Genomic DNA, 22324 nt, shown 5'->3' with positions numbered 1-22324 from the left:
CTCGCTTGCTGGTTACTTGTAATCCGGCGTCGGCGGGGTCGCCGACTCGGAGTCCCTACCCAGCGTCGGCGACAGCCACTGGTCGTACGACGCTTTCCAACCGCCGTCCTCGCGGTAGTCCTCCAGTATCCGGTTGACCCGGCGTACCAGATCGGGGGCGTCCTGCTTCATCGCCACGCCGTAGTACTCCGTGGTGAAGCGCTTGCCCTTCAGCTCCACCGTCGGATCCTGCGCGGCCTGGCTCGCGGCGAGCGCGCTGTCCGTCACCACCGCGTCCACCTGGCCGAGTTGGAGCCGGACCAGGCAGTCGAGCTGGTTGGGCACGGTGGTGGAGATGTCGGCGGAGGCGGGCAGATCGCCGGTCCGCCGGTCCGCCGCCAGCTTCTCGTACGCCGTCGAACCCGTCGCCGAGCAGATCCTCTTGCCGGCGAGGGTGTCGTCGTAGCCCTTCACCGGCGAGGAGGCGGGCGCCAGGACCTGCTGGCCGGTGAGGAAGTACGGGGCGGAGAAGGCGACGTCCTTCAGCCGGGCGCAGGTGATGGTCATCGTGCGGACCACCATGTCGACCTGGCCGCTCTTGATCGCCGGGACGCGCTGGTTGGTGGGGATCGCCTTGAAGCGGATGCGGTCCGGGGAGCCGAGCAGCTCCTCGGCGATCCGGCGGGCGAGGTCGATGTCGAAGCCCTCCAGCTCGACCGTCTCCGCCGTGCTGTTGGGGTTGCGATAGCCCCAGCGGTAGCTGTTCTGGTCGACGCCGACCGACAGATAGCCGCGCTGCTTGATGGCGGTGATCGCCTTGCCCTCCGCGGTGGACGGGGGCAGGCTCTGGTCCTCCGGGTCCTCGCACGTCTCGGCCTTCGCGAGAGTTCCCTCGGCGACGCCCTGGCCGCCCAGGCCGGTGCTGCCGTCCCGGTTCGCCTGGGTGTGCGGCAGCAGCAGGGCGAAGGCGACCGCCAGGGCGCAGACGACCGCCATCGCGCCCACGCCGCCCCAGCCCTTCAGGCGGGTCCGCACACGTCGTGCGTACATCGTCACGCCCCCTTTCACCGGTACTCCGACAGCCTGCGGCCGATGCCCAGCACCGCGCCGGCCGCGCCCAGCACGGCGAGGACCGCGGCGCCGGCCGCCAGACCGGTCATCGCGTCCCGGCCGTCGCCGGCCGCCTGCTCGAACTCCCGTTCCTCGTGCGCGATGGCCGTCTGGAGATCGCGGTCGACGTTGTCGAAGCACTCGCCGGTCGGCTGCTTGCTCTTCGGGCCGATGATCCGGTCGAGGGCCGCCTGGTAGTCGCCGGCGTCGTCGGCGTCGCGGGCCTTGCGGTGGCGGTCCTGCCAGACCTCCATGTTGCCGGTGGCGGCCCGCACCGGCTGCTCGCCCGCGGCGTCGTCGGCGAGGTCGGCGGCCGCGGCGAGGCCCTGGGCGAGGTCCTTCATCGACGCCTGGTACGCCACGTCGAACTTGTCGGCGAACTTGCCCGGTTCGACCTCGACGGTCTCGGCGCCGCGGTTGACCAGGGTGAGATTCTCGTTGCCGCGGGCCTTGAGGGAGGCGATGCGGGCGTCGTGCAGGACGTCCAGGGAGCGCACGCCGTGGTCGTAGGAGTCGTTCAGTCCGGCGCGGGCGACGCTGTGGCCGACGACGAGCCAGAGCAGCACGACCGTGGTGGCGGCCGTGGCGGCGACCAGGCCGTGGTTCAGGACCCGGTTCGTGCGGCGGTACGTGCGGTGCTGGGCCCAGGCGAGCGCGGCGAGGGCGGCGGCGCCGAGCGCCATGGCGGCCCAGGGGTAGGGGGTGGCGTCGGCGTAGTCGGCGCGCAGGCGGCGGCTCTCGGAGGTGTAGAGATCCTCGGCGGCCGGGAGCATCTCCGTCTGCATCTTGTCGTTCGCGTAGCGCAGGTAGGCGCCGCCGAGGGGGTAGCCCTGGCGGTTGTTGGCGCGGGCGCGTTCGATGAGGCCCTTGTACTCCGGCAGGAGTCTGTTGAGCTTGGCGATGGTCCGGGCGGCGGCGGAGTCCGGGTCGGAGCTGTTCGCCGCGGTGACCAGTTTGGCGGCGGCGGTGCGGATGCCCTTCTCGTAGCGGTCCCGGCTGGCCCTGGTCTCCTGACCGCCGGCGAGGAAGCCGCTGGAGGCGGCGGTGTTGGCGTCCGCGAGGGAGCGGTAGATGTCGGCGGCGGCCGAGGTGAGGGGCTGGCTGTTGGTGAGGACGTCGTCGGCGGCGGAGGCCCGGTCCGTGGTCTGCCACGCGGTGACGGCGCCGAAGGCGACGACGAGGAGGGCGAGGACGGCGCCGATGATGCGCAGCCGCCCGGGTTCCGTGGTGGCGGCCGCGCGGAGCCGGTCCAGGCCCTCGGCGAAGGCGGTCCGGCGGGCGGGCACGGCCGGCGCCGGGGACGGCGGTGGTGCCGCGGTGCCGTTCGGCGTGTGCGTCACGCTCACGTTTGACCTCCCCCATGGTCATCTGTCGCCGCAAGTATCCCCGCCGGGACCGGCATCCGCACCGGCCTCGGCTGGATCTTGATCGGATCGCAGCGTGCGACGTCGCACTACTCCCCGCAGTGAATACGCCGGTGGGGGTGGTTCGGTTCCCTCCGTCCCGGGCCGGCCCCGCGCCGGTCAGCCGTCGAAGTGGGCCTGCAGGCGGGCCCCCGCGTCCGCCGGCGCGCCCGTCCGGTCCAGGCCGAGGAGTGCCGCTCCCAGGACGGGGGGCGCGGTGACGACCCGGGGGACCGCCTTGGGGGCCCGCTCGGACAGCAGGGTCCGGACGCCCGAGTCGAGTCGCGGGTGCCGGGCGGCCAGCACGCTGCCGCCGAGGACCACGGGGGTCTCCTCGGCGAGCAGGTCGAGGCGGGTGAGGGCGACGACCGCCATGGTGACGATCTCGTCGGCGAGCCGGTCGACGAGGGAGCGGGCCACGGGGTCGCCGGCCGCGGCGGTGGCGAAGAGGACGGGGGTCAGTTCGTGGCGGCGGGCGGCCGGGACGCGGCCGAGGTGCAGGGCCTCGATGAGGGCGTACATGGTGGGGAGACCGAAGTGGGCGGGGAGGGCCGAGGCCAGCTGTGTGGGCGCGCCGCGGCCGTCCTCCGCGCGGGCCGCGTGGAACAGTGCCTCCTCGGACAGGCCCCAACCGCCGCCCCAGTCCCCGGAGATGCGGCCGAGCGCGGGGAAGCGGGCGGTACGGCCGTCGGGGCGCATGCCGACGCAGTTGATGCCGGCGCCGCAGACGACGGCCACCCCGAGGGGTTCGGTGACTCCGGCCCGCAGCAGGGCGAAGGTGTCGTTGCGGACCTCGACGGTGGTGCCCCACGCGCGCGCGTGCAGGGCGGTGGTGAGGGTCTCCTCCTCGACGGGCAGGTCGGCGTTGGCGAGGCAGGCCGAGACATGGGCGACGGTGGCGACGCCCGCGGTGTCGAGCGCCCGGCGCACCGTGCGGTCGAGGGCGGAGAGCGCCGGGTCCAGGCCGACGGCCGGCGGGCGGAATCCCCCGCCGCGGGCCGTGGCCAGGACGGTGCCGTCGGCCGCCACGACCGCGACGTCGGTCTTGCTGTTGCCCGCGTCGATGGCGAGGACTTGTGCGGTCAGGCCCACGCCAGGTGCTCCCGGTTGTGTGCGATCAGCTGGTCGGTGAGGGCGTCGGCGTGGTCGTACTGGCCGACGAGGGGGTGCGCGAGGAGTGCCTGGAAGACCCGGTTCCGGCCGCCGTGGAGGGCGGCTTCCAACGCCAGGTGTTCGTACGCCGTCACGTTCGCCATCAGGCCCGCGTAGAGCGGGTCGACGGCGGGCACGGGCAGCGGGGCGGGCCCGTCGGCGGCGCTCACCGCGGCCGGTACCTCGATCACCGCGTCGTCGGGGAGGAAGGGCAGGGTGCCCCGGTTGTAGGTGTTCACGACCTGGTGCGGGCTGCCCGACCCGGTCAGCAGGGCCGCCGCCAGGTCCACCGCCGCCTCCGAGTAGTAGGCGCCGCCGCGCCGGGCGAGCAGCTCCGGTTTCGTGTCCAGGGCCGGGTCGGCGTACAGGTCGAGCAACTGGCGCTCCATGGCCGCGACTTCCGCCGCCCGGGACGGCTTGGTGCGCAGTTCTCGTACGACCTCGTCATGGGCGTAGTAGTAGCGCAGGTAGTACGACGGGACCACGCCCAGGCGGTCCAGGAGGGCGCGGGGCAGGCGCAGGTCCTCGGCGATGGTGTCGCCGTGGTCGGCGAGCAGCTTGGGCAGCACGTCCTCGCCCTCGGGGCCGTTCAGGCGTACGGCCGTCTCCCAGGTGAGGTGGTTGAGGCCCACGTGGTCGAGGTGGACGGCGGCGGGGGCGACGTCCAGCAGCGCGGCGAACTTCCGCTGGAGGCCGATCGCCACGTTGCACAGCCCGACCGCCTTGTGACCGGCCCGCAGGAGGGCGCGGGTGACGATGCCGACCGGGTTGGTGAAGTCGATGATCCAGGCGTCGGGGTTCGCCCGGCGGACGCGTTCGGCGATGTCCAGGACCACCGGGACGGTGCGCAGCGCCTTGGCGAGGCCGCCCGCACCGGTGGTCTCCTGGCCGATACAGCCGCAGGTCAGCGGCCAGGTCTCGTCCTGCCGGCGGGCCGCCTGGCCGCCGACGCGTAGCTGGAGCAGGACCGCGTCCGCGCCGTCCACGGCCGCGTCGAGGTCGGCGGTGGTGACGATCCGGCCACCGTGGCCCTGCCGGCCGAGGATACGGCGCGCCAGGCCGCCCACCAGCTCCAGGCGGTCGGCGGCCGGGTCGACCAGGACCAGTTCGTCGAGGGGGAGGGTGTCCCTGAGCCGGGCGAAGCCGTCGGCCAGTTCGGGGGTGTAGGTCGAACCGCCGCCTACCACGGTGAGTTTCATACGCTGCTAACCCTTTACTCCGGTGAGCGTGACGCCCTCGACGAACGCCTTCTGGGCGAAGAAGAACACGAGGATCACGGGGGCCATGACCAGGACGGTCGCGGCCATGGTGAGGTTCCAGTCGGTGTGGTGCGCGCCCTTGAACGACTCCAGGCCGTAGGACAGGGTCCAGGCGCCGGGGTTCTCGGAGGCGTAGATCTGCGGGCCGAAGTAGTCGTTCCAGGCGTAGAAGAACTGGAACAGTGCCACCGCGGCTATGCCCGGTTTGGCCATGGGGAGAACGACACGCAGCAGGGTCCGCAGTTCACCGCAGCCGTCGACCTTCGCCGCGTCCAGGTACTCGTTCGGGATCGTCGTCAGGAACTGCCGCAGGAGGAAGATCGAGAACGCGTCGCCGAACGCCATCGGGATGATCAGCGGCCACAGGGTGCCGGAGAGGTCGAGCTGCCTGGCCCAGAACAGGTACATCGGGATCACGACGACCTGCGGGGGCAGCATCATCATCGAGATCACCAGAAGGAGTGACAGACTTCGGCCGCGGAAGCGGAACTTGGCGAGCGCGTAGGCCACCGGGATGGACGACACGACCGTCAGGACGGTGCCCAGACCGGCGTAGAGCAGCGTGTTGCGCCACCAGGTCAGGAAGCCCGGGGTGTCGAACACCTTGCGGTAGTTGTCCCACTCCCAGGTGTCGGGGACGAGGTCGCGGGTGAGGGCCTGCTGGTCGCTCATCAGCGAGGTCAGGACGACGAAGACGAAGGGGAGGGTGAAGAAGAGCGCGGCGGCCAGTCCGAGGGAGTGCACCGCGATCCACTCCAGCAGCCCCCGGCGCCGGGCGGTCATCGGTCACCTGCCTGGACCAGTCCGCCCCGGCGGCGCATCAGCAGCGCGGTGAACGCCATGGACAGCGCGAACAGCACCAGGGCGACCACGCAGGCGGAGCCGTAGTCGAAGCGCTGGAAGCCGAGGTTGTAGACGAGCTGGGGGAGGGTGAGGGTCGACTTGTCCGGGTAGCCCGGCTCGAACTGCTGGCCGGAACCGCCGATCACACCGGAGGCGACCTTCCCCGCCACCAGCGGCTGGGTGTAGTACTGCATCGCCTGGATCACGCCCGTGACGACGGCGAACACCACGATCGGCGAGATGTTCGGCAGGGTGATGTACCGGAAGCGCTGCCAGGACGAGGCGCCGTCCAGTTCCGCCGCCTCGTACTGCTCCCTCGGTACGTCGAGCAGCGCGGCCATGAAGATCACCATGAGGTCGCCGACGCCCCACAGGGCCAGCATCGTCAGCGCCGGCTTGGACCAGGCGGCGTCCGTGAACCAGCCCGGCGCGGGCAGGCCCAGGCCTTCGAGGACGGAGTTGACCGGGCCGGTACCGGGGTTGAGCAGGAAGACGAAGGCCAGCGTGGCGGCGACGGGCGGGGCGAGGTAGGGCAGGTAGAAGAGGGTGCGGAAGACCCCCGCGCCGGTCCTGATCCGCGTGACCAGCAGGCCGACGCCGAGCCCGAACACCACCCGGCAGGTCACCATCACCAGCACCAGCCAGAGGGTGTTGCGCAGCGCGGGCCAGAACATCGGGTAGTCCTGGAAGACGTACGCCCAGTTGCCCAGGCCCCGGAACTCCGGGACGCCGAAGCCGTCGTACTTCATCAGGGAGAAGTAGGCGGTGGACACCAGGGGATAGGCGAAGAAGACGCCGAAGCCGATCAGCCAGGGGGAGAGGAAGGCGGTGGTGCGAAGCGCCGAGCGCCGGCGCTTCGCGCGCAGGGTGTGCGTGGCCATCGGCGGTTACTTCGCCTGCTCGATGTCGCGGTCGATCTGCGCGGCCGTCTTCTCGAGCCCGGCCTTGAGGTCCTTCACCCTGCCGGACTCGTACTGGTAGCCGAAGTCCTGGAGCGTCGTGTGGTACGTCGAGCCGTTCACGGAGGCCGGCGGGGTGTTCGACTCGGGGTGCTGGGCGATCTTCAGGAAGGTTTCGAAGGCCGGGTCCGTCTTCAGGCCGGGGGACTTCAGGGCCTCGAACGTGGAGGGCACGTTGCGGATGGCGTTGGCGAAGGAGACGACGGCCTCGGTGTCCGTCGTCATGTACTTCACCAGCTCCCAGGCCGCGTTCTTCTTCTCGCTCTGCGGGGCGATGCCCATGATCGTGCCGGAGAGGAAGCCCTTGCCGTACTCGTCCGCCTCGTCGTCGGCGACGGGCATCGGGGCCGTGCCGATCTCGAAGTCGACGCCCGCGTCCCTCGCCATGCCGAGCCGCCACTCGCCGTCGAGCTGCATGGCCACCTGGCCGGTGTGGAAGGGGTGCTTGGCACCCCACTCGTCGCCGAAGGTGTTGCGGTACTTCTCCAGCTTCGCGTAGCCGCCGAGGTCGTCGACGAGCTTCTTCTGGTACGTGAACATCTCGGCGAACGCCGGGTCCCTGGCGATGTTCGACATGCCGTCCGCGTCGAAGTAGGCGTGGTCCCACTGGGACATGTAGTGGCTGACGACCGTCTCGTAGCCGTGGTAGTTCGGCATGAAGCCGAGCTGCTCGTAGCCGTCGCCCTTGGGCTTGGTCAGTTTCTTCGCCACCTCGGCGAACTCCGACCAGGTCCTCGGCGGGGCCTTGATGCCGGCCTCCTCGAAGGCGTCCTTGTTGTAGTAGAGACCGTAGGCGTCGCCGAGCAGGGGCAGGGCGCAGCGGGTGCCTTGGAACTGGGTGTAGTCCAGCATCGGCTTCGGGATCGTCGCGTCCAGGTCGAGCTTCGACTTCTCGATGAAGGGCTTCAGGTCGAGGAAGGCGCCCGAGGAGCAGAACTTGCCGATGTTGGCGGTGGTGAAGGAGGACACCACGTCGGGGCCGTTCGAACCGCCCGCGCGCAGCGCCTGGTTGAGCTTGTCGTCGTTGATGTTGCCGACGACCTTCACCTTGATGTTCGGGTGCGCCTTCTCGAAGCGGTCGACGTTCTCCTGGACCGCCCTGACCTCGGCGGGCGCGCTCCAGCCGTGCCAGAAGGTGATGGTCGTCTCGGCGTTCGGGTCGTCCGTGGCGTCGGTCCGGGACTGGCCGGTGCAGGCGGCCGTGGCGAGCAGGGTGAGGGCGACCAGGGCCTTTCTGGGTATTCCGGGCATGGCGAAATCTCCCTGGGACGAGGGTGGAGGGGGAGGCGGTTCAGCGGGAGGTGTCGAAGACCTCGTCGCGGGTGGTCGCGAGCGCGCTCTCCAGCGCGCCGCGCAGCACGGGGTGTTCGGTGATGTCACCGACGACCAGCCGGGGCCGGGCCGCCGCCAGCTCCGCCAGCTCGGCCTGGACCAGGGCGCGCAGCGGCTCCCCGCCGGCGGTGAGGGCGGTGCCGCTGAGGACGACGAGCTCCGGGTCGAGGACGGAGACCAGGGAGGCGAGACCGGTGGCGAGTCGGGTCGCGTACGCCCGCAGCAGCCGCTGGTGGCGCTCGTCGTCGGTGTGCTGGGCGGCGCGGGCCAGCAGGGCGGCGGCGACCTCGGCGTGGGAGCCCGTCGGGAGGTCGGTCAGGCCGGTCTCGCGGGCCAGCCCCGGGAGCACCTGGGAGCCGGCCAGCTCCTGGTAGCCGCCGCTGTTGGCCTTGGTGACCTGGCGGACCAGAGGGGTGCCCGGCACCGGCAGGAAGCCGACCTCGCCGGCGCCCCCGGTCCAGCCGCGGTGCAGCCGGCCGCCGAGCACCAGGGCGGCGCCGAGGCCCTCCTGGTTCCACAGCAGGACGAAGTCCTCGTGGCCGCGGGCGGCGCCGAGCCGCTGCTCGGCGACGGCGACGAGGTTGACGTCGTTCTCGTACTCGACCGGCATCGGCAGCGCGGCGGCGAGTTCGCCGAGCAGCGTGGGGGAGTGCCAGCCGGGCAGGTGGGAGGCGTAGCGCAGCCGGCCGGTATTGGGGTCGAAGGCGCCGGGGGTGGCGATCACCAGCCGGTGGATGTCGTCCCGCGTGAGCCCGGCCGCCTTCACGGCTCCGTCCAGCGCCTCCGTGACCTGCTGGACCACGGGGCGGTTCGGCCGCTTTCCAGGGACCTCGTACGTGCCGACCGTGCGGCCGGTGATGTCGGCGACGGCGGCGCGGATGCGCTCGGGGGTGACGTCGAGGCCGGCGGCGTGGGCGGCGGCCGGGTTGAGGGCGTACAGCTGGGCGTTGGGGCCGGGGCGGCCCTCGCTGGTGCCGGTCGCCTGGACGAGTCCGGCGGCCTCCAGACGGGCGAGGAGCTGGGAGGCGGTCGGCTTGGACAGCCCGGTGAGCTTGCCGATCCGGGTGCGCGACAGGGTGCCGTGCTCCAGGAGGAGGTCCAGGGCCGCGCGGTCGTTCATGGCGCGCAGGACGCGAGGGGTGCCTGCCATCGTCTCCCTCTCCGGTCGGATCCGGCCACTGTTAGGAAAGTTTCCTATCGCGTGGTGAGGGGAAGCTAGCCCTGGCGTGAAGGGGCCGTCAAGAGGAGAGGGGCCCTCGAAAGGGCCCCTCGGGGTGCGCTCGCTACTTCGTGACGCTGGGCGGGGTCAGCGGCGAGGCCGCCGCCGACTGCGGCGAGGTCGTGCTGGCGTACGCCGACGGGGCCGCCATGCCCGCCGTCGGGTCGGCCTCCGGGTCGGTGTCGGCCTGAGCGGGCAGACCGCCGACGATCCGGATGCCCTCCGCGTCGAAGGCCCGCTTGATGCGCCAGCGCAGCTCGCGCTCGATCGTGAGGGACTTGCCGGGCATCGTCTTCGCCGACAGCCGTACGACCATCGAGTCCAGCAGGACGCTGTCCAGGCCCAGGATCTCCACCGGGCCCCACAGCATCTCGTTCCAGGGCTCTTCCTTGCTCATCGTGTCGCCGACCTGGGTGAGGACCGCCTTCACGTGGTCGAGGTCCTCCGACGGGCGGACGGTGACGTCCACGCCCGCGGTGGCCCAGCCCTGGGAGAGGTTGCCGACCCGCTTGACCTCGCCGTTGCGGACGTACCAGATCTCGCCGTTGTCGCCGCGCAGCTTGGTCACCCGGAGGCCGACCTCGATGACCTCGCCGGAGGCGACGCCCACGTCGATCTGGTCGCCGACGCCGTACTGGTCCTCCAGGATCATGAACACGCCGGACAGGAAGTCCGTGACCAGGTTGCGGGCGCCGAAACCGATCGCCACGCCCGCGACACCCGCCGACGCCAGCAGCGGGGCGAGGTTGATCTCGAAGGTGCCGAGGACCATCAGGCCCGCGGTGCCGAGGATCAGGAAGCTCGCCACCGAGCGCAGCACCGAGCCGATCGCCTGCGAGCGCTGCCGGCGGCGCTCGACGTTCACCAGCAGGCCGCCGATCGCGGTGCCGTCCACCGCCTGCGCGGTGCGGTTCATCCGCTCTATGAGCTTGGTGATCGCCCGCCGCACCACCACCCGCAGCACCGCCGCGATCACCACGATCAGCAGCACCCGCAGGCCGATCGCGAGCCAGGTGGACCAGTTCTCCTCGACCCAGCTCGCGGCGTTGGTCGCGCTCTCCTGGGCGTCCTGGAGCGAGGGCACCTTCGGGGCCGGTGTCTCCGAGGGCGACGGCGACGGCGTGGAGCCGGCGGCCGGTAGGACGGCGGACAGGGACACGGCGGGTACCTCCAGGTGCAGCGGTCTGGCCGTCGGCGCAGTGGCTCAGGTCACGGAAAGGTCACCGGACGGGCAGAACCACCACACTAACGGGGCATTCCGACTGCACCCGCCCGGTTCGTGAAGGAGAGACCGGACTCACCTGGGCTTGAACAGGTCCCCACCTGGGGGATGAATCAGATGTGGTCGAAAACACTCCCAGCCCGTTACCGGGACATGGTGGCGCGTTCACCAGGCATGAGGGGAGACTGACTGCAGATCGTCCCGGCGCGAGCCACGCGCCGCCGGCGTACAAGGAGGCATCCGTGCCGCATGTCCTGGTCCTCAACGCGTCGTACGAGCCCCTCGGCGTCGTACCGCTCCGCCGCGCGCTCGTCCTCGTCCTCGAGAACAAGGCCGTATGCCTCGAGGAGTCCGGCGCCTATCTGCACAGCGCGACCGTCTCTGTCCCCGCACCCAGCGTGGTCCGGCTCAAGCGATTCGTACGGGTTCCCTACCGGGGGCCCGTTCCTCTGACCCGCCGGGCGCTGTTCGCCCGTGACGGGGGCCGGTGCATGTACTGCGGTGGCGTCGCAACCAGCGTCGACCACGTCATCCCGCGCTCGCGCGGAGGCAAGCACGTCTGGGACAACGTGGTGGCGTCCTGCCGTCGCTGCAACCACGTCAAGGCCGACCGTCACCTGACCGAGATCGGCTGGCGGCTGCGCCACAAACCCGCTCCGCCCACCGGCCTGGCCTGGCGCATCATCGGGACCGGCCATAGGGACCCGCGCTGGCTGCCGTACCTGCGGCCGTTCGGCGCGGACGACGCCCTGGCCCGGATCGACGGCATTTCCGCCTGACGATCCGGGCCTTCGCATATCCCGTGCGGGACCGGGGAGACCCCCGTCCACCCCGGTCCCGCAGGGCTGCCCGCCTCGCTCAGACGTACCGCAGCTCGCCCGGCCGCACCGAGCGGCGCAGCAGCGGCAGCGAGGTCGCCGCGGCCAGCAGGCAGGTCACGTAGACGGCGACGGGCACGAGCAGCGCCGCCCACGGCACCGTCCGGCCGGCGCCGTCGTCGCTGATCCAGGCGTACCCGGTGCCGATCACCATCCCGCCGAGACCGGCGAGCAGCACCGCCGGCGCCAGCGGCAGCGCGGTCTCCAGCAGCATGGCCCGGCCCAGCACGGTCTGCGGCACCCCGGCGGCGGCCTGCGCGGCCAGGCCCCGGCGGCGGCTGGCCAGGGACTCGGCGGTGCCGACGGCGAGGGCGAACAGGGTGATCAGCAGGGCGACGCCGATGGCGGCGGCGGTCAGGTTCAGGCCCGTGGTGTAGAAGGCGTCGTTCTCGGACAGGCTCTTGTCCGACTCCAGCACCTCGACGAACACCCGCCGGACGCCGACGAATCCGGTGCCGACGACGGTCACCAGCAGCACCGCCGCATGGGCGCGGGCGGTCGCCCAGGGGTCGTCGCGCAGCCGCTCGGCCGCGATCAGCACCGCCGGGTCGTCGGTGCGGGCGGCCAGCAGTCGGCCGGTCAGCCGCGAGCCGGCGCCCGCCAGCCAGACCGCCGCCATGCCGACCATCGCCACGGCGCCGAGGAACGTGAGGGGGACCTCCGGGCCGCCGGGCCGCGGGCCGGTGGATATCCGGTACCAGGAGCCGGCCGCCACGGCCGCGAACAGCAGCGCGGTCAGCAGGAACATCCGCCCCGGGCGGGACTGCACCCGGACCCGGCGCACCTCGCCCAGCGGCGAGGCCACCACCCGGCGCAGCGCGAACACGCTCACCAGGGTGCCCACCACCGGCACGGCGAGCGCCACCACCGCGATCCCGGCCCACGCCAGGACCGGCGGCCGGCTCCACTCGCCCAGCAGGAGCAGCACCGAGAAGACGGTGGCGACCGCCGAGCCCAGCGCACAGGCCAGCCCGGTCTCCGCCGCCGCGATCCGCCGTACCTGCCAGGGCGTGGCCCCCGCCAGCCGCAGCCCGGCCAGCCGCCGGTCCCGGTGGACGGCGCCGATCCGCGCGCACTGCCCGAGGAACCCGAACACCGGGATGAGCAGCAGAAGCAGGGCGACGATCACGCCGGAACGCTCGCCGGGGCGGTCGAGCAGACCGTTGCCCACGGACACGTGGTAGCTGCCGTCCAGGGACGCCAGCACCGCCGCCGCCAGGGCGAACCCGGTCGCCAGCAGCGCCCCGAACGCGGTGAGCGCGATCCGCCACCACTCGCGCCGGTCCGAGCCCGTCACCAGCAGCCGGGCCAGCCGCAGATCGCTCCTCACCGGGTCACCCCCAGCGCGTCCGCGCCCTCGGCGACCACGGCGCCGTCGAGCAGGGTCACCTCGCGGTCCGCGTACGCCGCGATCCGCGCGTCGTGCGTGATCAGCAGGACGGAGGTGCCGGACTCGCGGGCGGCGTGCGCCAGCGCGGTCATCACCTGCTCCCCGGCGAGCGAGTCCAGCGCGCCGGTCGGCTCGTCGGCGAAGACCACCTTCGGGCCGGTCACCAGGGCCCGCGCCAGCGCGACCCGCTGGGCCTGCCCGCCGCTCAGCTCACCGGGCCGCAGCCCTTCCTGCCCGCGCACCCCGAACCGCTCCAGCCACTCCCCGGCCCGCGTGTGCGCCTCCTTGCGGCCGCGCCCGGCCAGCAGCAGCGGCAGCGCCACGTTGTCGAGCGCGGTCAGCTCCGGGATCAGCTGCCCGAACTGGAACACCACGCCGAACTCGGTGCGCCGCAGCTCGCTCAGCCGGGCCTCCGGCAGCTGGTCGACGCGCTCGCCGCCGTAGCTCACCGCGCCCTGATCGGGGCGGACGATCCCGGCCAGGCAGTGCAGCAGCGTCGACTTGCCGCTGCCGCTCGGGCCGGTCACGGCCAGGATCTCGCCGGCGGCCAGTTCGACGGAGGCACCGCGCAGGGCCTCCGTCCTGCCGTGCGCCTTGACCAGGCCACGCGCCGCGAGCAGCGGTGCGGTGCTGTTGTCGGCCGTCATCTGTGGTCTACCTCCGCGGTCAGGGACGTGAGCCGGGCCGCGGTGGTCGTCATCCAGCGCAGGTCGGCGTCGAGGTGGGTGAGGGCGTAGTCGGCGGACAGGACCGTCGACAGATCGGCGCCCGGGGCGGTCTTCACCGCCGTGAGGTCGCGCATCCGCGCCATGTGCGCGGCGCGCTGGTCGCGCAGATAGCGCTCGGGATCGCCGCCGGTGAGGATCGCGACCACGACCTTGGCGAAGATCTCGTTCGCGACGAAGGGCGCGGGCGGCGTGATCTCTCCCGCCCAGCGGGCCAGTTCGGCCGCACCCTCCTCGGTGGAGCGGTACAGGGTGCGCTCGGGGCCGCCGTCGGCGTCGGTGCCGTCGACCTCGGCCAGTCCGTCGCGGACCAGCCGTTGCAGGGTCGTGTACACCTGCCCGTAGGCCAGCGGGCGGGCCTGCGGGAAGCGTTCGTCGTGCCGTCGCTTGAGGTCATAGCCATGGCTGGGACCGGCGGCGAGCAGCCCGAGCAGAATGTGGCGGGTGCTCATGTAGATCATTATGCACTCGGTACATGTACTGAGTGAATAGTGGGCGGCGAAAAATTTCCGGGGCGCGGCGCGCGGGGGCGCCCGTGGGGTGGTCCGTAGAGGTTCAGTCCCGGACCGCGTACGCCTCCACCGACCACAGCGAATAGCCGTACCGCGTGGCCCGCTTGTCGCCCTGGACGCGCACGAACCGCACGTCGCGCTCGTCCATCCGCAGCTCCTCCCGGCCCCCGCGCCCGTCGCGCACGGTCGCCGCCGTGCGCCAGCGGCGGCCGTCCGCCGAGACCTGGATCCGGTACGCCGACGGATACGCGTCCTGCCAGTGCAGCACCACCCGCCCCAGCCGCGCGGGCCGGGCCAGCTCCACCTGACACCAGGCGCCGTCCTCCACCGGGGACGACCAGCGGGTCCGCGGGTCGCCGTCGTTCGCCGCGGACGCCGGGAAGTCGGGCGTCTCGTCGCCGGAGGACCGCGCGGTGCCGGTGCGTGCCAGGTCGGGGCCGCCGGTGGGCGGCACCGCGCGGACGGTGACCGTGCGGGTCACCCCGCCGAACGCCAGCGTGACGTCGTACGACCGGGCGGGCGCCCCGCGTGGGACACGTACCTCGACCGGCACCTCCACCGCCGTCCCGCGCGGGAGGGCCAGCACGCCCTCGGCGACCCGTACGTCGATGCCCTTCGGCGCCTGGACGGTGAGCCGCCCGCGCACCTCCCGCGGCCGCAGCGAGGCCAGCTTCACGCCGATCCGCCGGGTGCCGCCGATGTCGGCGTCCACCTCGTCGCGCTCCGTCTTCAGGGACACGGCGGGCGCGTCGGCGTACCAGGGCACCAGATGCCGTACGCGCGACGGCGCGGGGCCGGTCACGCGCAGGGCGTCGGCGCGCAGCCGGACGGTCAGTTCCGTGGCGCCGGACGGGTCCAGGGTGCCGAAGGGGCGCCACCCCTCGCCCGGCACCCGGGCCTCGACCGTCCCGGTGGTGCCCGGTTCCGTGAGCACGGTCACCGCGCTGAGCGCGCGCGGCTGCGGGAAGCGGACCGTGCGGCCGTCGGCGGGGTCGCCGGGGTTCGCGTCCGGCTCGGTGTCCAGGCCCGCCCAGGCCTCGTACGACCGCTGCGCCCGCGCCAGGAACGGGTCCAGCACCCCTTCGCCGACCGTCACCCGGGAGGCGGCGAGCCGGGTCCGCAGCCCGCCGAGGGCGCGGTACGCCGTCCAGGCCGCCGCGGGATCGCCGGCGCGCTGGGCGCGGAGCATGTCGAGCGCGGTGGTGCCGGCCTCGCCGTAGCGGGCCAGCTGCTCGCTCCAGGGGGCGACCTCGGTGGCCAGGGCGGTGCGGGCGAGGCGGTCAGGGGTCTCGCGCATCACCGTGAACGCGGCACGCAGCCGGCGCTCGGCGTCCTCGGCTTCCTCGGCGCTCCGGTCGCCCGCGCCGCCCCGCGCGCGCGTGCCGTTGTCGTCGCTCCGCGTGGCGGTGCCGTTGCCGCCGCCACGCGCGCCCGTGCCGCCCGCGTCGCCCTGCGCGCCCGTGCCGCCCGCGTCGCGTCCCGCGCGTGTGCGCCAGAACTCCGCCATCAGCGGCCGCAGATACGCCGACTCCTCCCCGCCCAGCACCGAGGACGCGTCGTTCCCGGCGAGCGCCGCCAGCGCGGCCCTGCGGTCCTCGTCGCCGCCCGCGAGGTCGTCGATCGCGGCCCGCCAGGACTCCCCGGGGCGGTAGGCGCGCGGGTTCCAGGCGTAGTCGGCGGCCGTGAACAGCGGGATGCGGGAGGCCGTGGCCTGTTCCATCGCGTTGGCGACGAGGGCCGCCGAGCCGGTCGCGACGGCCGGCTCGCGGCCGGTGTAGGGGCCGAGGAAGACCCGGCCGGGCGCGTAGTCGTTGACCGGGTAGTTGTCCATGGTGACCAGCGGATGCCGGAACACCTCCCGCGTGGTGGCCAGTTCCCGGCCGGTGATGGTGCGGGGCACCACCCCGACGCCGGTCCACGCCACCGCCACCTCCGGGTCCAGCGCGCCCGCCAGCTCCTGCCGGTACTCGGTGGCGCCGTCCTGGTAGTACTCGGTCGGCATCAGGGTCAGGGCCGCCGCACCGGCGTGACGTTCCGCCAGGTGCCGGGCCACCGCGTTGGTCACGCGCGCGTGGGCCCGCGCCGCCGCCTCGGGGCCCGAGCCGAAGCGCTCCGCGTCCGCCTCGCAGTGCCACTCGCTGTAGCTGACGTCCTGGAACTGGAGCTGGAACGCCCGGAAACCCAGCGCCCACATCGCGTCCAGCTTGCGGGTCAGCGCCCGTACGTCCGCGTCCGACGCGAAGCACATCGCCAGGCCCGGCGCCACCGCCCAGCCGAGCGTCACGTGGTTGCGGCGCGCCCGCTCCGCCAGCTCCCGGAAATCGGCGCGCCGCGCCGCCGGGTAGGGCTCCCGCCAGCGCGCCTGCCGGTAGAGGTCGTCGCCCGGGGCGTACAGGTAACGGTTCTGCTTGGTGCGGCCCATGAAGTCCAGCTGCGCCAGCCGCTGCTCGTGCGTCCACGGGGTGCCGTAGAAGCCCTCCGCGGTGCCGCGTACGGCGGTGCCGGGCCAGTCGCGGACCTCCGCGCCCGCGATCGTGCCGTCGGGGCGCACCAGTTGCCGCAGCGTCTGCACGGCGTGGAACAGGCCGTCCTCGCCCACGCCCGAGAGGGTGACGCCGTCTGGGCCGGCGGTCAGGTGGTACCCGCCGGCGGGCAGCGCCTGCCGGTCGCCGGTGCGCGCCGGTTCCGCGCCCGCGCGCACCACCAGCGCGCCGGCGGGCAGTGGGTCGCTCGCGGTGAGCACCGCGATCCGGCGCGCCCCCGCCTCCCGCAGCACCGCGCGCAGCGCCTCCAGGTCGGACGGCTCGGCCGATCCGTCGGTGACCAGCGCGACCTCGTCGGTGACCGTGGCCGGGGCGCCGGTGGCGCGCAGCGACTGCGGGCGGGGCCAGACGGAGAGGCCGGGGGACGCCGACTCCGGCGTCCGCGCGGCCGTGCCGGGCGCGGGCGGGGCCGCTACGGCGGCCGGGGCGCTGCCCAGGGTTCCGGCGACGACGGCGAACGCGAGCGCGGCCGCGCCGCCCCTTCCACGCCGCAGCTGCACGGGCCCCTCCTCGGTCTCGGTCGCCCTCGCTCACGGGTGACCGAGCCCACCATCCGAGGGTGGGGGTGTCAACGGGGGTGGCCGTCATGTCTGGATTGCCGGAATCTTGTGAGGGTGGGTCGGCGTGGAATGTGACGAGAAGTGCGTTGTTCGTCATCCAGGCGTCTGCCGACGCGCTCACTGGGTAGGGCTGCGGTGACCCGCTGAACGCCGCAACCGACATGGAGGTCACCGTGGCCGCATCGGCACATCTGCTCCTCACGGCCCTGTCCAAACGTACGGCGGAGCTCTCCGCCGACCTGCCGCACCAGCCGGGCCCCGAGCCTCACCTGTGCGCCTTCAGCGCCGAAGGCACCTGCGCCCAGGCCCCCCTCACCAGCGAACCCCCGCTCCCCGACGCCGAACCCCTGACCAGCGAGCCCCCGCTCGCCGCCCCGGACGCCGACTCCACGAGGCCGTAGATGAGCGCGCCCCGCCCGGCCGACCCCGCGCTCCCGGGGGAGGAGCTGACCCGGCTCGCCGAGCTGCACGGCGTGGCCACCTCCTACCGCCCGGCCCCCGACCGCACGGTCGCCGCCTCCGCCGCCGCCGTCGTCCGCGCCCTCGGCGCGCTCGGCGTCGACGCCGGCAGCCCCGAGGCGGTCCGCGCCGCGCTCGCCGCCCGGCGGCGGGAACTGACCGAGCGGCTGCTGCCGCCCACGGTGGTCTGCTGGGGCGGCGGCCCCGCGCCGGAGGCCCTCGCCGCGCTGCCCGCCGGCACCCGGCTGCGCGTCGAGACCGAGCAGGGCGAGACGCACACCGCCGCCGAGCAACTGCCGCCCGGCGTGCACCGCCTCACGGCCGCCGCGCCCGACGGCCGTACCGCCGAGGCCCACCTGGTGGTCGCCCCGGCCCGGCTGCCCAGCCCGCCCGGACGCTCCTACGGCCTGCTCGTCCAGCTCTACTCGCTCCTCTCCCGGCGCTCCTGGGGCATGGGCGACCTCGGCGACCTCGGCGAGCTGACCGCCTGGGCGGGCCGCGCCCTCGGCGCCGGATTCATCCAGGTCAACCCGCTGCACGCGGCCGTACCCGGCGCCCCCACCGACCCCTCCCCGTACCGCCCCTCCTCCCGCCGCTTCCCCGACCCCGTCCATCTGCGGATCGAGGACGTCCCCGAGTACGCCCACGCCCTCTGCGGCCCCGACGGCGAGCGGCTGCGGGCCCTGCCCGAGCGGGCCGCCCGGCTGCGGGAGGCGGTGCTGGACAAGGGGGAGCTGATCGACCGGGACGCGGTGTGGGAGCTGAAGCGGGAGGCGCTGGAACTGCTGTGCGCGGTCCCGCTCGGCCCCGGCCGGCAGGCCGCCTACAGCGACTTCCTCGCCGAACAGGGCCAGGCCCTGGAGGACCACGCCACCTGGTGCGCCCTCGCCGAGGTGTACGGCACCGACTGGCAGCGCTGGCCCGCCGGGCTGCGCGACCCCCGCTCACCGGAGACCGCCCGGGCGCGCGCCGACCTGATGGACCGCGTCGACCTCCACTGCCGCCTCGCCTGGCTCACCGACAGCCAGCTCACCGCTGCCCAGCGCACCGCCCGCGAGGCGGGCATGCCGGTCGGGATCGTGCACGACCTGGCGGTCGGCGTGCACCCCGGCGGCGCCGACGCCTGGGCCCAGCAGGACTACTTCGCCGCCGGCATGTCCGTCGGCGCACCGCCCGACGCCTTCAACGCGCGCGGCCAGGACTGGGGCCTGCCGCCCTGGCGCCCGGACCGCCTCGCCGCGTCCGGCTACGCGCCGTACCGCTCCCTGCTGCGCGCCCTGTTCCGCTACGCCGGCGCCCTGCGCGTCGACCACGTCATGGGCCTGTTCCGCCTGTGGTGGGTGCCCCAGGGACTGCCCCCCACCGAGGGCACCTACGTCCGCTACGACGCCGAGGCCATGCTCGCGGTCCTGGTCCTGGAGGCCTCCCGGGCCGGGGCGGTGGTGATCGGCGAGGACCTGGGCACCGTCGAACCGGGGGTGCGGGAACGGCTGCGGGAGCGCGGAGTACTCGGCACGTCCGTGCTGTGGTTCGAACGCGACTGGGACGGCGACGGCCGCCCCCTGCCGCCCGAATCCTGGCGCGCCGACTGCCTCGCCACCGCCACCACTCACGACCTGCCGCCCACCGCCGCCCGGCTCACCGGCGAACACGTCGACCTGCGCGACCGGCTGGGCCTGCTCGCCCGCCCGCTCGCCGACGAGCGCGCGGAGGCGGCGGCGGACACGGGGGAGTGGCTGGCGTATCTCTCCCGGCTCGGCCTGCTCCCCGGCACCGGCGGCGGCACGGACGGGGCGTCGGAGGAGGCCGAGGTCCAGGCCGTGCACCGTTTCCTGCTGCGCACTCCGGCCCGCATGATCGGCGTCTGGCTGCCGGACGGCGTCGGCGACCGCCGCCCGCAGAATCTGCCGGGCACCTGGGACCAGTACCCGAACTGGCGGCTGCCGATCGCGGACGCGCAGGGGCGGCCGGTGACGCTGGAGGAGCTGGCGGGCTCGGCGCGGCTGCGGGCGCTGGTGGAGGTGTTGCGGGGGGATGCCGGACGGTGACGCGGTGGGGGCGCGGCGGGGCTCGTGACGGCGCCCGGCCTCTCGTACGGCACCCCGGGCGCGCGGTGCTCACGGGCGTTCGCTACTTTTGGGACCGTGGACAACAAGAACGCCCTGCGCGCCGGCGCCCTGGCCGCCGGTACGACGCTGATGATGCTGCTCATGTCGTCTCCCGCGAGCGCGCTGACCCGCGACGACGGTGACGACCCCGGCCCGGGCCTGAGCGTCATCGAGACGCTGGGCTGGTTCGTCATCGCCCCGATCGTGATCTTCGCGGTCATCGCGGGCCTGGTGATGGTCCTGGACCGGTCGAAGGAAGAGCACCGGGTGACCACCAAGAACATCAGGACCAAGGCGACGGCCCAGACGAAGGCCTGACCGGCCCCCCTACGTTCCACACGTTCCACCGAGGGCGCCGACCTCGTCGTACGTACGCGTGTTCGCTGTACGTAGGCGAGGTCGGCGCCCTCGGCGTGTTTTTGGTGTGTTTTGCGTGTCAGGGGCTGGGTGCGGTCAGATACCGCTGGAGCGTGGGTGCCAGCCACACCACGATCTCCTCGCGGGTCAGGTCCACGGCGGGCGGGATGCGCAGCACGTACCGGGTGAGCGCGAGGCCGAGCAGCTGCGATGCGACGAGCGCGGCGCGGGCGGGCACCTGCTCGGGGTCCGGGCAGAGCTGGCGGGCGACCGGCAGCAGCTGTTCGCGGAAGATGCCCTGGATCCGCTCGGCCCCGGCCTGATGGGCGACGCCGACCCGGAGCAGGGCGGTCAGCACCTCGTTCCCCTCCCACACGTCGAGGAAGTGGGCCGCCGCGGCCCGGCCGACGGTGGCGCGGGGGAGTGCGGTGAGGTCGGGCAGCCGGAGATCGACGGCGACGGCCGCCGCGAACAGGCCCTCCTTGTTGCCGTAGTAGCGCATGACCATCGACGGGTCGATGCCCGCGTCCTTGGCGATGGCGCGAATGGTGGCGCGGTCGTAGCCGTCGGCGGCGAACCGCTCCCGGGCCGCGTCGAGGATGGCGGTGCGGGTGGTGTCGGAGCGGCGGGCTCGGGGAGTGTCGGTCTCGGCCATGCCCACGAGCGTAGGCCAACACGTGTTGGCCAACAAGCGTTGACTGTGCTCGCCCGGCGTTCTACGGTTGCCAACAAGCGTTGACCAACAGACGTTGACCAACGGGCGTTGGCATCCAGGAGGCCACCATGAACGGCACCACTGGCACAGAAGGCACCACGGGCGGCACCAACCGCATCACCCCCAGCACCGCACCGTCGGTCATCGTCGTCGGCTCGGGCCCGACCGGCCTCCTCCTCGCCGGCGACCTCGCCACCGCCGGCATCCCCGTCACCGTCCTCGAAAAGCGCCCTCACAAGATCAGCAACCTGACCCGAGCGTTCGCCGTACACGCCCGCACCCTCGAACAACTCGACGCCCGAGGGCTGGCCGACGACCTGGAGGCCATCGGCCGCCCCCTCGACCGCCTCCGCCTCTTCGGCGACCTCACCATCGACCTGAGCGCCCTCCCCTCCCGCTTCAGGCACCTGCTGGTCATCCCGCAGTACGAGGTGGAGAAGGCCCTGGAACGGCGGGCGGTGGAGGCGGGAGCGGACTTCCGCTACGAGACGGAGGTGACGGGCCTGACCCAGGACGCGACCGGCGTGACGGTGGAGGTGAAGGACCCGGACGGCCGCCCCGGATCACTGCGCGCGGCATACGTGGTCGGCGCGGACGGCCTGCGCAGCGTCGTCCGCGACGCGATCGGCCTGCCCTTCCCCGGCCGCTCGGTCATCCGCTCCATCGTCCTCGCGGACGTCCGGCTCGCCCCCGAGCACGCGGACCTGATCACCGCGAACGCCGTCGGCGACGCCTTCGCCCTCGTCGCGCCCTTCGGCGACGGCTACCACCGGGTCGCCGCCTGGCACCGCGGCCGGAACGTCCCCGACGACACCCCCGTCGACCTGGACGAGATCAGGCAGATCGCCCGCCACGCGCTCGGCGACGACTTCGGCATGCACGACCCCCGCTGGCTGTCCCGCTTCCACAGCGACGAACGCCAGGCGCCCACGTACCGCGTGGGCCGGGTCTTCCTCGCCGGGGACGCCGCGCACGTCCACAGCCCCGCGGGCGGCCAGGGCATGAACACGGGCCTCCAGGACGCGGCCAACCTCGGCTGGAAGCTGGCCCAGGTGCTCCACGGCCACGCGGACCCGGACCTCCTCGACACCTACAACTCCGAACGCCACCCCATCGGCAAGACGGTGCTGCGCAGCAGCGGCGGCATCCTCCGGCTCGCCATGGCGAGGCGCCCGGTGGCCCTGGTGCTCCGCGCCCTCATGACCACCTTCATCGGCATCTCCTCTCCGGCCCGCCGCAAGGCCCTCGGCCAGATCACCGGCATCGGCTACCGCTACCCGGCACCCCGCGGCTCCCACCCCCTGACGGGCAGGCGCGTCCCCGACATCCGCCTCGCCGACGGCACCCGCCTCTACGAGGCGTTGCGCGGCGGCCGTTGGGTCCTCATCACCCCGGACCCGTACGAGCCGGGGTCCGCGCGCAAGGACCGCCTGGCCACCGCCCGCTGGACGAGCACCCGCCGCACGTCCCTCCTGGTCCGCCCGGACGGCTACGCGGCGTGGGCCTCGGAGGCGGCCGGCCCGGCGGATGTGGAGGCGGCGCTCGTGACACACGTGGGCCGCGCCGACCAGCTGCCGCGATGAGTTTTCCCGACTCGCG

Annotated in this window: 19 protein-coding genes; 5 read left to right on the top strand and 14 right to left on the bottom strand. The window is 73.4% G+C overall.

Going from position 1 to position 22324, the window contains the following annotated elements; translation table 11 throughout:
• Nucleotides 1-12: 12 nt before the first annotated feature.
• The 9 genes from ACZ42A_RS15900 to ACZ42A_RS15860 form a co-directional block, all read right to left on the bottom strand.
• Nucleotides 13-1029, bottom strand: a complete 1017-nt coding sequence (locus ACZ42A_RS15900) for a glutamate ABC transporter substrate-binding protein (protein ID WP_468527783.1) — start codon at nucleotides 1027-1029, stop codon at nucleotides 13-15.
• Between the two features lie 14 nt (nucleotides 1030-1043).
• Nucleotides 1044-2429, bottom strand: a complete 1386-nt coding sequence (locus ACZ42A_RS15895) for a hypothetical protein (protein ID WP_468528090.1) — start codon at nucleotides 2427-2429, stop codon at nucleotides 1044-1046.
• A 183-nt stretch (nucleotides 2430-2612) separates the two neighbouring features.
• Nucleotides 2613-3584, bottom strand: a complete 972-nt coding sequence (locus tag ACZ42A_RS15890; protein WP_468527782.1) for an N-acetylglucosamine kinase — start codon at nucleotides 3582-3584, stop codon at nucleotides 2613-2615.
• The gene (locus ACZ42A_RS15885; protein ID WP_468527781.1) at nucleotides 3575-4843 is read right to left on the bottom strand and encodes a 6-phospho-beta-glucosidase; all 1269 of its coding nucleotides are present in this window, start codon (nucleotides 4841-4843) and stop codon (nucleotides 3575-3577) included. The genes ACZ42A_RS15890 and ACZ42A_RS15885 overlap by 10 nt, the downstream gene beginning before the upstream one ends.
• 6 nt (nucleotides 4844-4849) lie before the next feature.
• Complete coding sequence (locus tag ACZ42A_RS15880) at nucleotides 4850-5686, bottom strand: carbohydrate ABC transporter permease (protein ID WP_468527780.1); 837 nt, start codon at nucleotides 5684-5686, stop codon at nucleotides 4850-4852.
• Nucleotides 5683-6627: a carbohydrate ABC transporter permease gene (locus tag ACZ42A_RS15875; RefSeq protein ID WP_468527779.1), complete on the bottom strand. Its 945-nt coding sequence runs from the start codon at nucleotides 6625-6627 to the stop codon at nucleotides 5683-5685. The genes ACZ42A_RS15880 and ACZ42A_RS15875 overlap by 4 nt, the downstream gene beginning before the upstream one ends.
• A gap of 6 nt (nucleotides 6628-6633) precedes the next feature.
• Entirely contained in the window at nucleotides 6634-7956 is a 1323-nt protein-coding gene (locus ACZ42A_RS15870) for an ABC transporter substrate-binding protein (protein ID WP_468527778.1), read from the bottom strand.
• A 40-nt stretch (nucleotides 7957-7996) separates the two neighbouring features.
• Entirely contained in the window at nucleotides 7997-9187 is a 1191-nt protein-coding gene (locus tag ACZ42A_RS15865) for an ROK family transcriptional regulator (protein WP_468527777.1), read from the bottom strand.
• Nucleotides 9188-9320: 133 nt separating this feature from the next.
• Entirely contained in the window at nucleotides 9321-10415 is a 1095-nt protein-coding gene (locus ACZ42A_RS15860; RefSeq protein ID WP_468527776.1) for a mechanosensitive ion channel family protein, read from the bottom strand.
• Between the two features lie 305 nt (nucleotides 10416-10720).
• Between ACZ42A_RS15860 and ACZ42A_RS15855 the strand changes: the two genes are divergently transcribed.
• Nucleotides 10721-11257, top strand: coding sequence for an HNH endonuclease (locus ACZ42A_RS15855; protein ID WP_468527775.1), 537 nt, complete (start codon nucleotides 10721-10723; stop codon nucleotides 11255-11257).
• 79 nt (nucleotides 11258-11336) lie between these two features.
• On the opposite strand, the gene ACZ42A_RS15850 is transcribed toward ACZ42A_RS15855, so the two are convergent.
• The 4 genes from ACZ42A_RS15850 to ACZ42A_RS15835 all read right to left on the bottom strand — a co-directional run bounded on the left by ACZ42A_RS15850 (nucleotide 11337) and on the right by ACZ42A_RS15835 (nucleotide 17026).
• Nucleotides 11337-12686: an FtsX-like permease family protein gene (locus ACZ42A_RS15850; protein ID WP_468527774.1), complete on the bottom strand. Its 1350-nt coding sequence runs from the start codon at nucleotides 12684-12686 to the stop codon at nucleotides 11337-11339.
• Nucleotides 12683-13393, bottom strand: coding sequence for an ABC transporter ATP-binding protein (locus tag ACZ42A_RS15845; protein ID WP_468527773.1), 711 nt, complete (start codon nucleotides 13391-13393; stop codon nucleotides 12683-12685). Before ACZ42A_RS15845 ends, ACZ42A_RS15850 begins: the two co-directional genes overlap by 4 nt.
• Nucleotides 13390-13923, bottom strand: coding sequence for a PadR family transcriptional regulator (locus ACZ42A_RS15840; RefSeq protein ID WP_468527772.1), 534 nt, complete (start codon nucleotides 13921-13923; stop codon nucleotides 13390-13392). Before ACZ42A_RS15840 ends, ACZ42A_RS15845 begins: the two co-directional genes overlap by 4 nt.
• 103 nt (nucleotides 13924-14026) lie before the next feature.
• Nucleotides 14027-17026, bottom strand: coding sequence for a beta-N-acetylglucosaminidase domain-containing protein (locus tag ACZ42A_RS15835; protein WP_468527771.1), 3000 nt, complete (start codon nucleotides 17024-17026; stop codon nucleotides 14027-14029).
• Nucleotides 17027-17259: 233 nt separating this feature from the next.
• Here ACZ42A_RS15835 and ACZ42A_RS15830 point away from each other — a divergent pair, with 233 nt between their 5' ends.
• The 3 genes from ACZ42A_RS15830 (at nucleotide 17260) to ACZ42A_RS15820 (ending at nucleotide 19971) form a co-directional block, all read left to right on the top strand.
• Entirely contained in the window at nucleotides 17260-17487 is a 228-nt protein-coding gene (locus ACZ42A_RS15830) for a hypothetical protein (RefSeq protein WP_468527770.1), read from the top strand.
• Nucleotides 17488-19593 (top strand): 4-alpha-glucanotransferase, encoded by a 2106-nt coding sequence (gene malQ, locus ACZ42A_RS15825; protein ID WP_468527769.1) that lies wholly within the window; start codon nucleotides 17488-17490, stop codon nucleotides 19591-19593. It abuts the gene before it with no gap.
• 96 nt (nucleotides 19594-19689) lie between these two features.
• Nucleotides 19690-19971, top strand: coding sequence for a hypothetical protein (locus ACZ42A_RS15820; RefSeq protein ID WP_468527768.1), 282 nt, complete (start codon nucleotides 19690-19692; stop codon nucleotides 19969-19971).
• A gap of 118 nt (nucleotides 19972-20089) precedes the next feature.
• On the opposite strand, the gene ACZ42A_RS15815 is transcribed toward ACZ42A_RS15820, so the two are convergent.
• The gene (locus ACZ42A_RS15815; RefSeq protein WP_468527767.1) at nucleotides 20090-20665 is read right to left on the bottom strand and encodes a TetR/AcrR family transcriptional regulator; all 576 of its coding nucleotides are present in this window, start codon (nucleotides 20663-20665) and stop codon (nucleotides 20090-20092) included.
• A gap of 128 nt (nucleotides 20666-20793) precedes the next feature.
• Between ACZ42A_RS15815 and ACZ42A_RS15810 the strand changes: the two genes are divergently transcribed.
• A complete protein-coding gene (locus ACZ42A_RS15810; protein ID WP_468527766.1) occupies nucleotides 20794-22308 on the top strand; it encodes an FAD-dependent monooxygenase in 1515 nt (504 codons plus the stop codon).
• Nucleotides 22309-22324 lie beyond the last annotated feature (16 nt).

It is taken from the genome of Streptomyces sp. NPDC030838 (genome assembly GCF_055572035.1).
This window is presented reverse-complemented; position numbering and strand designations above follow the sequence as displayed.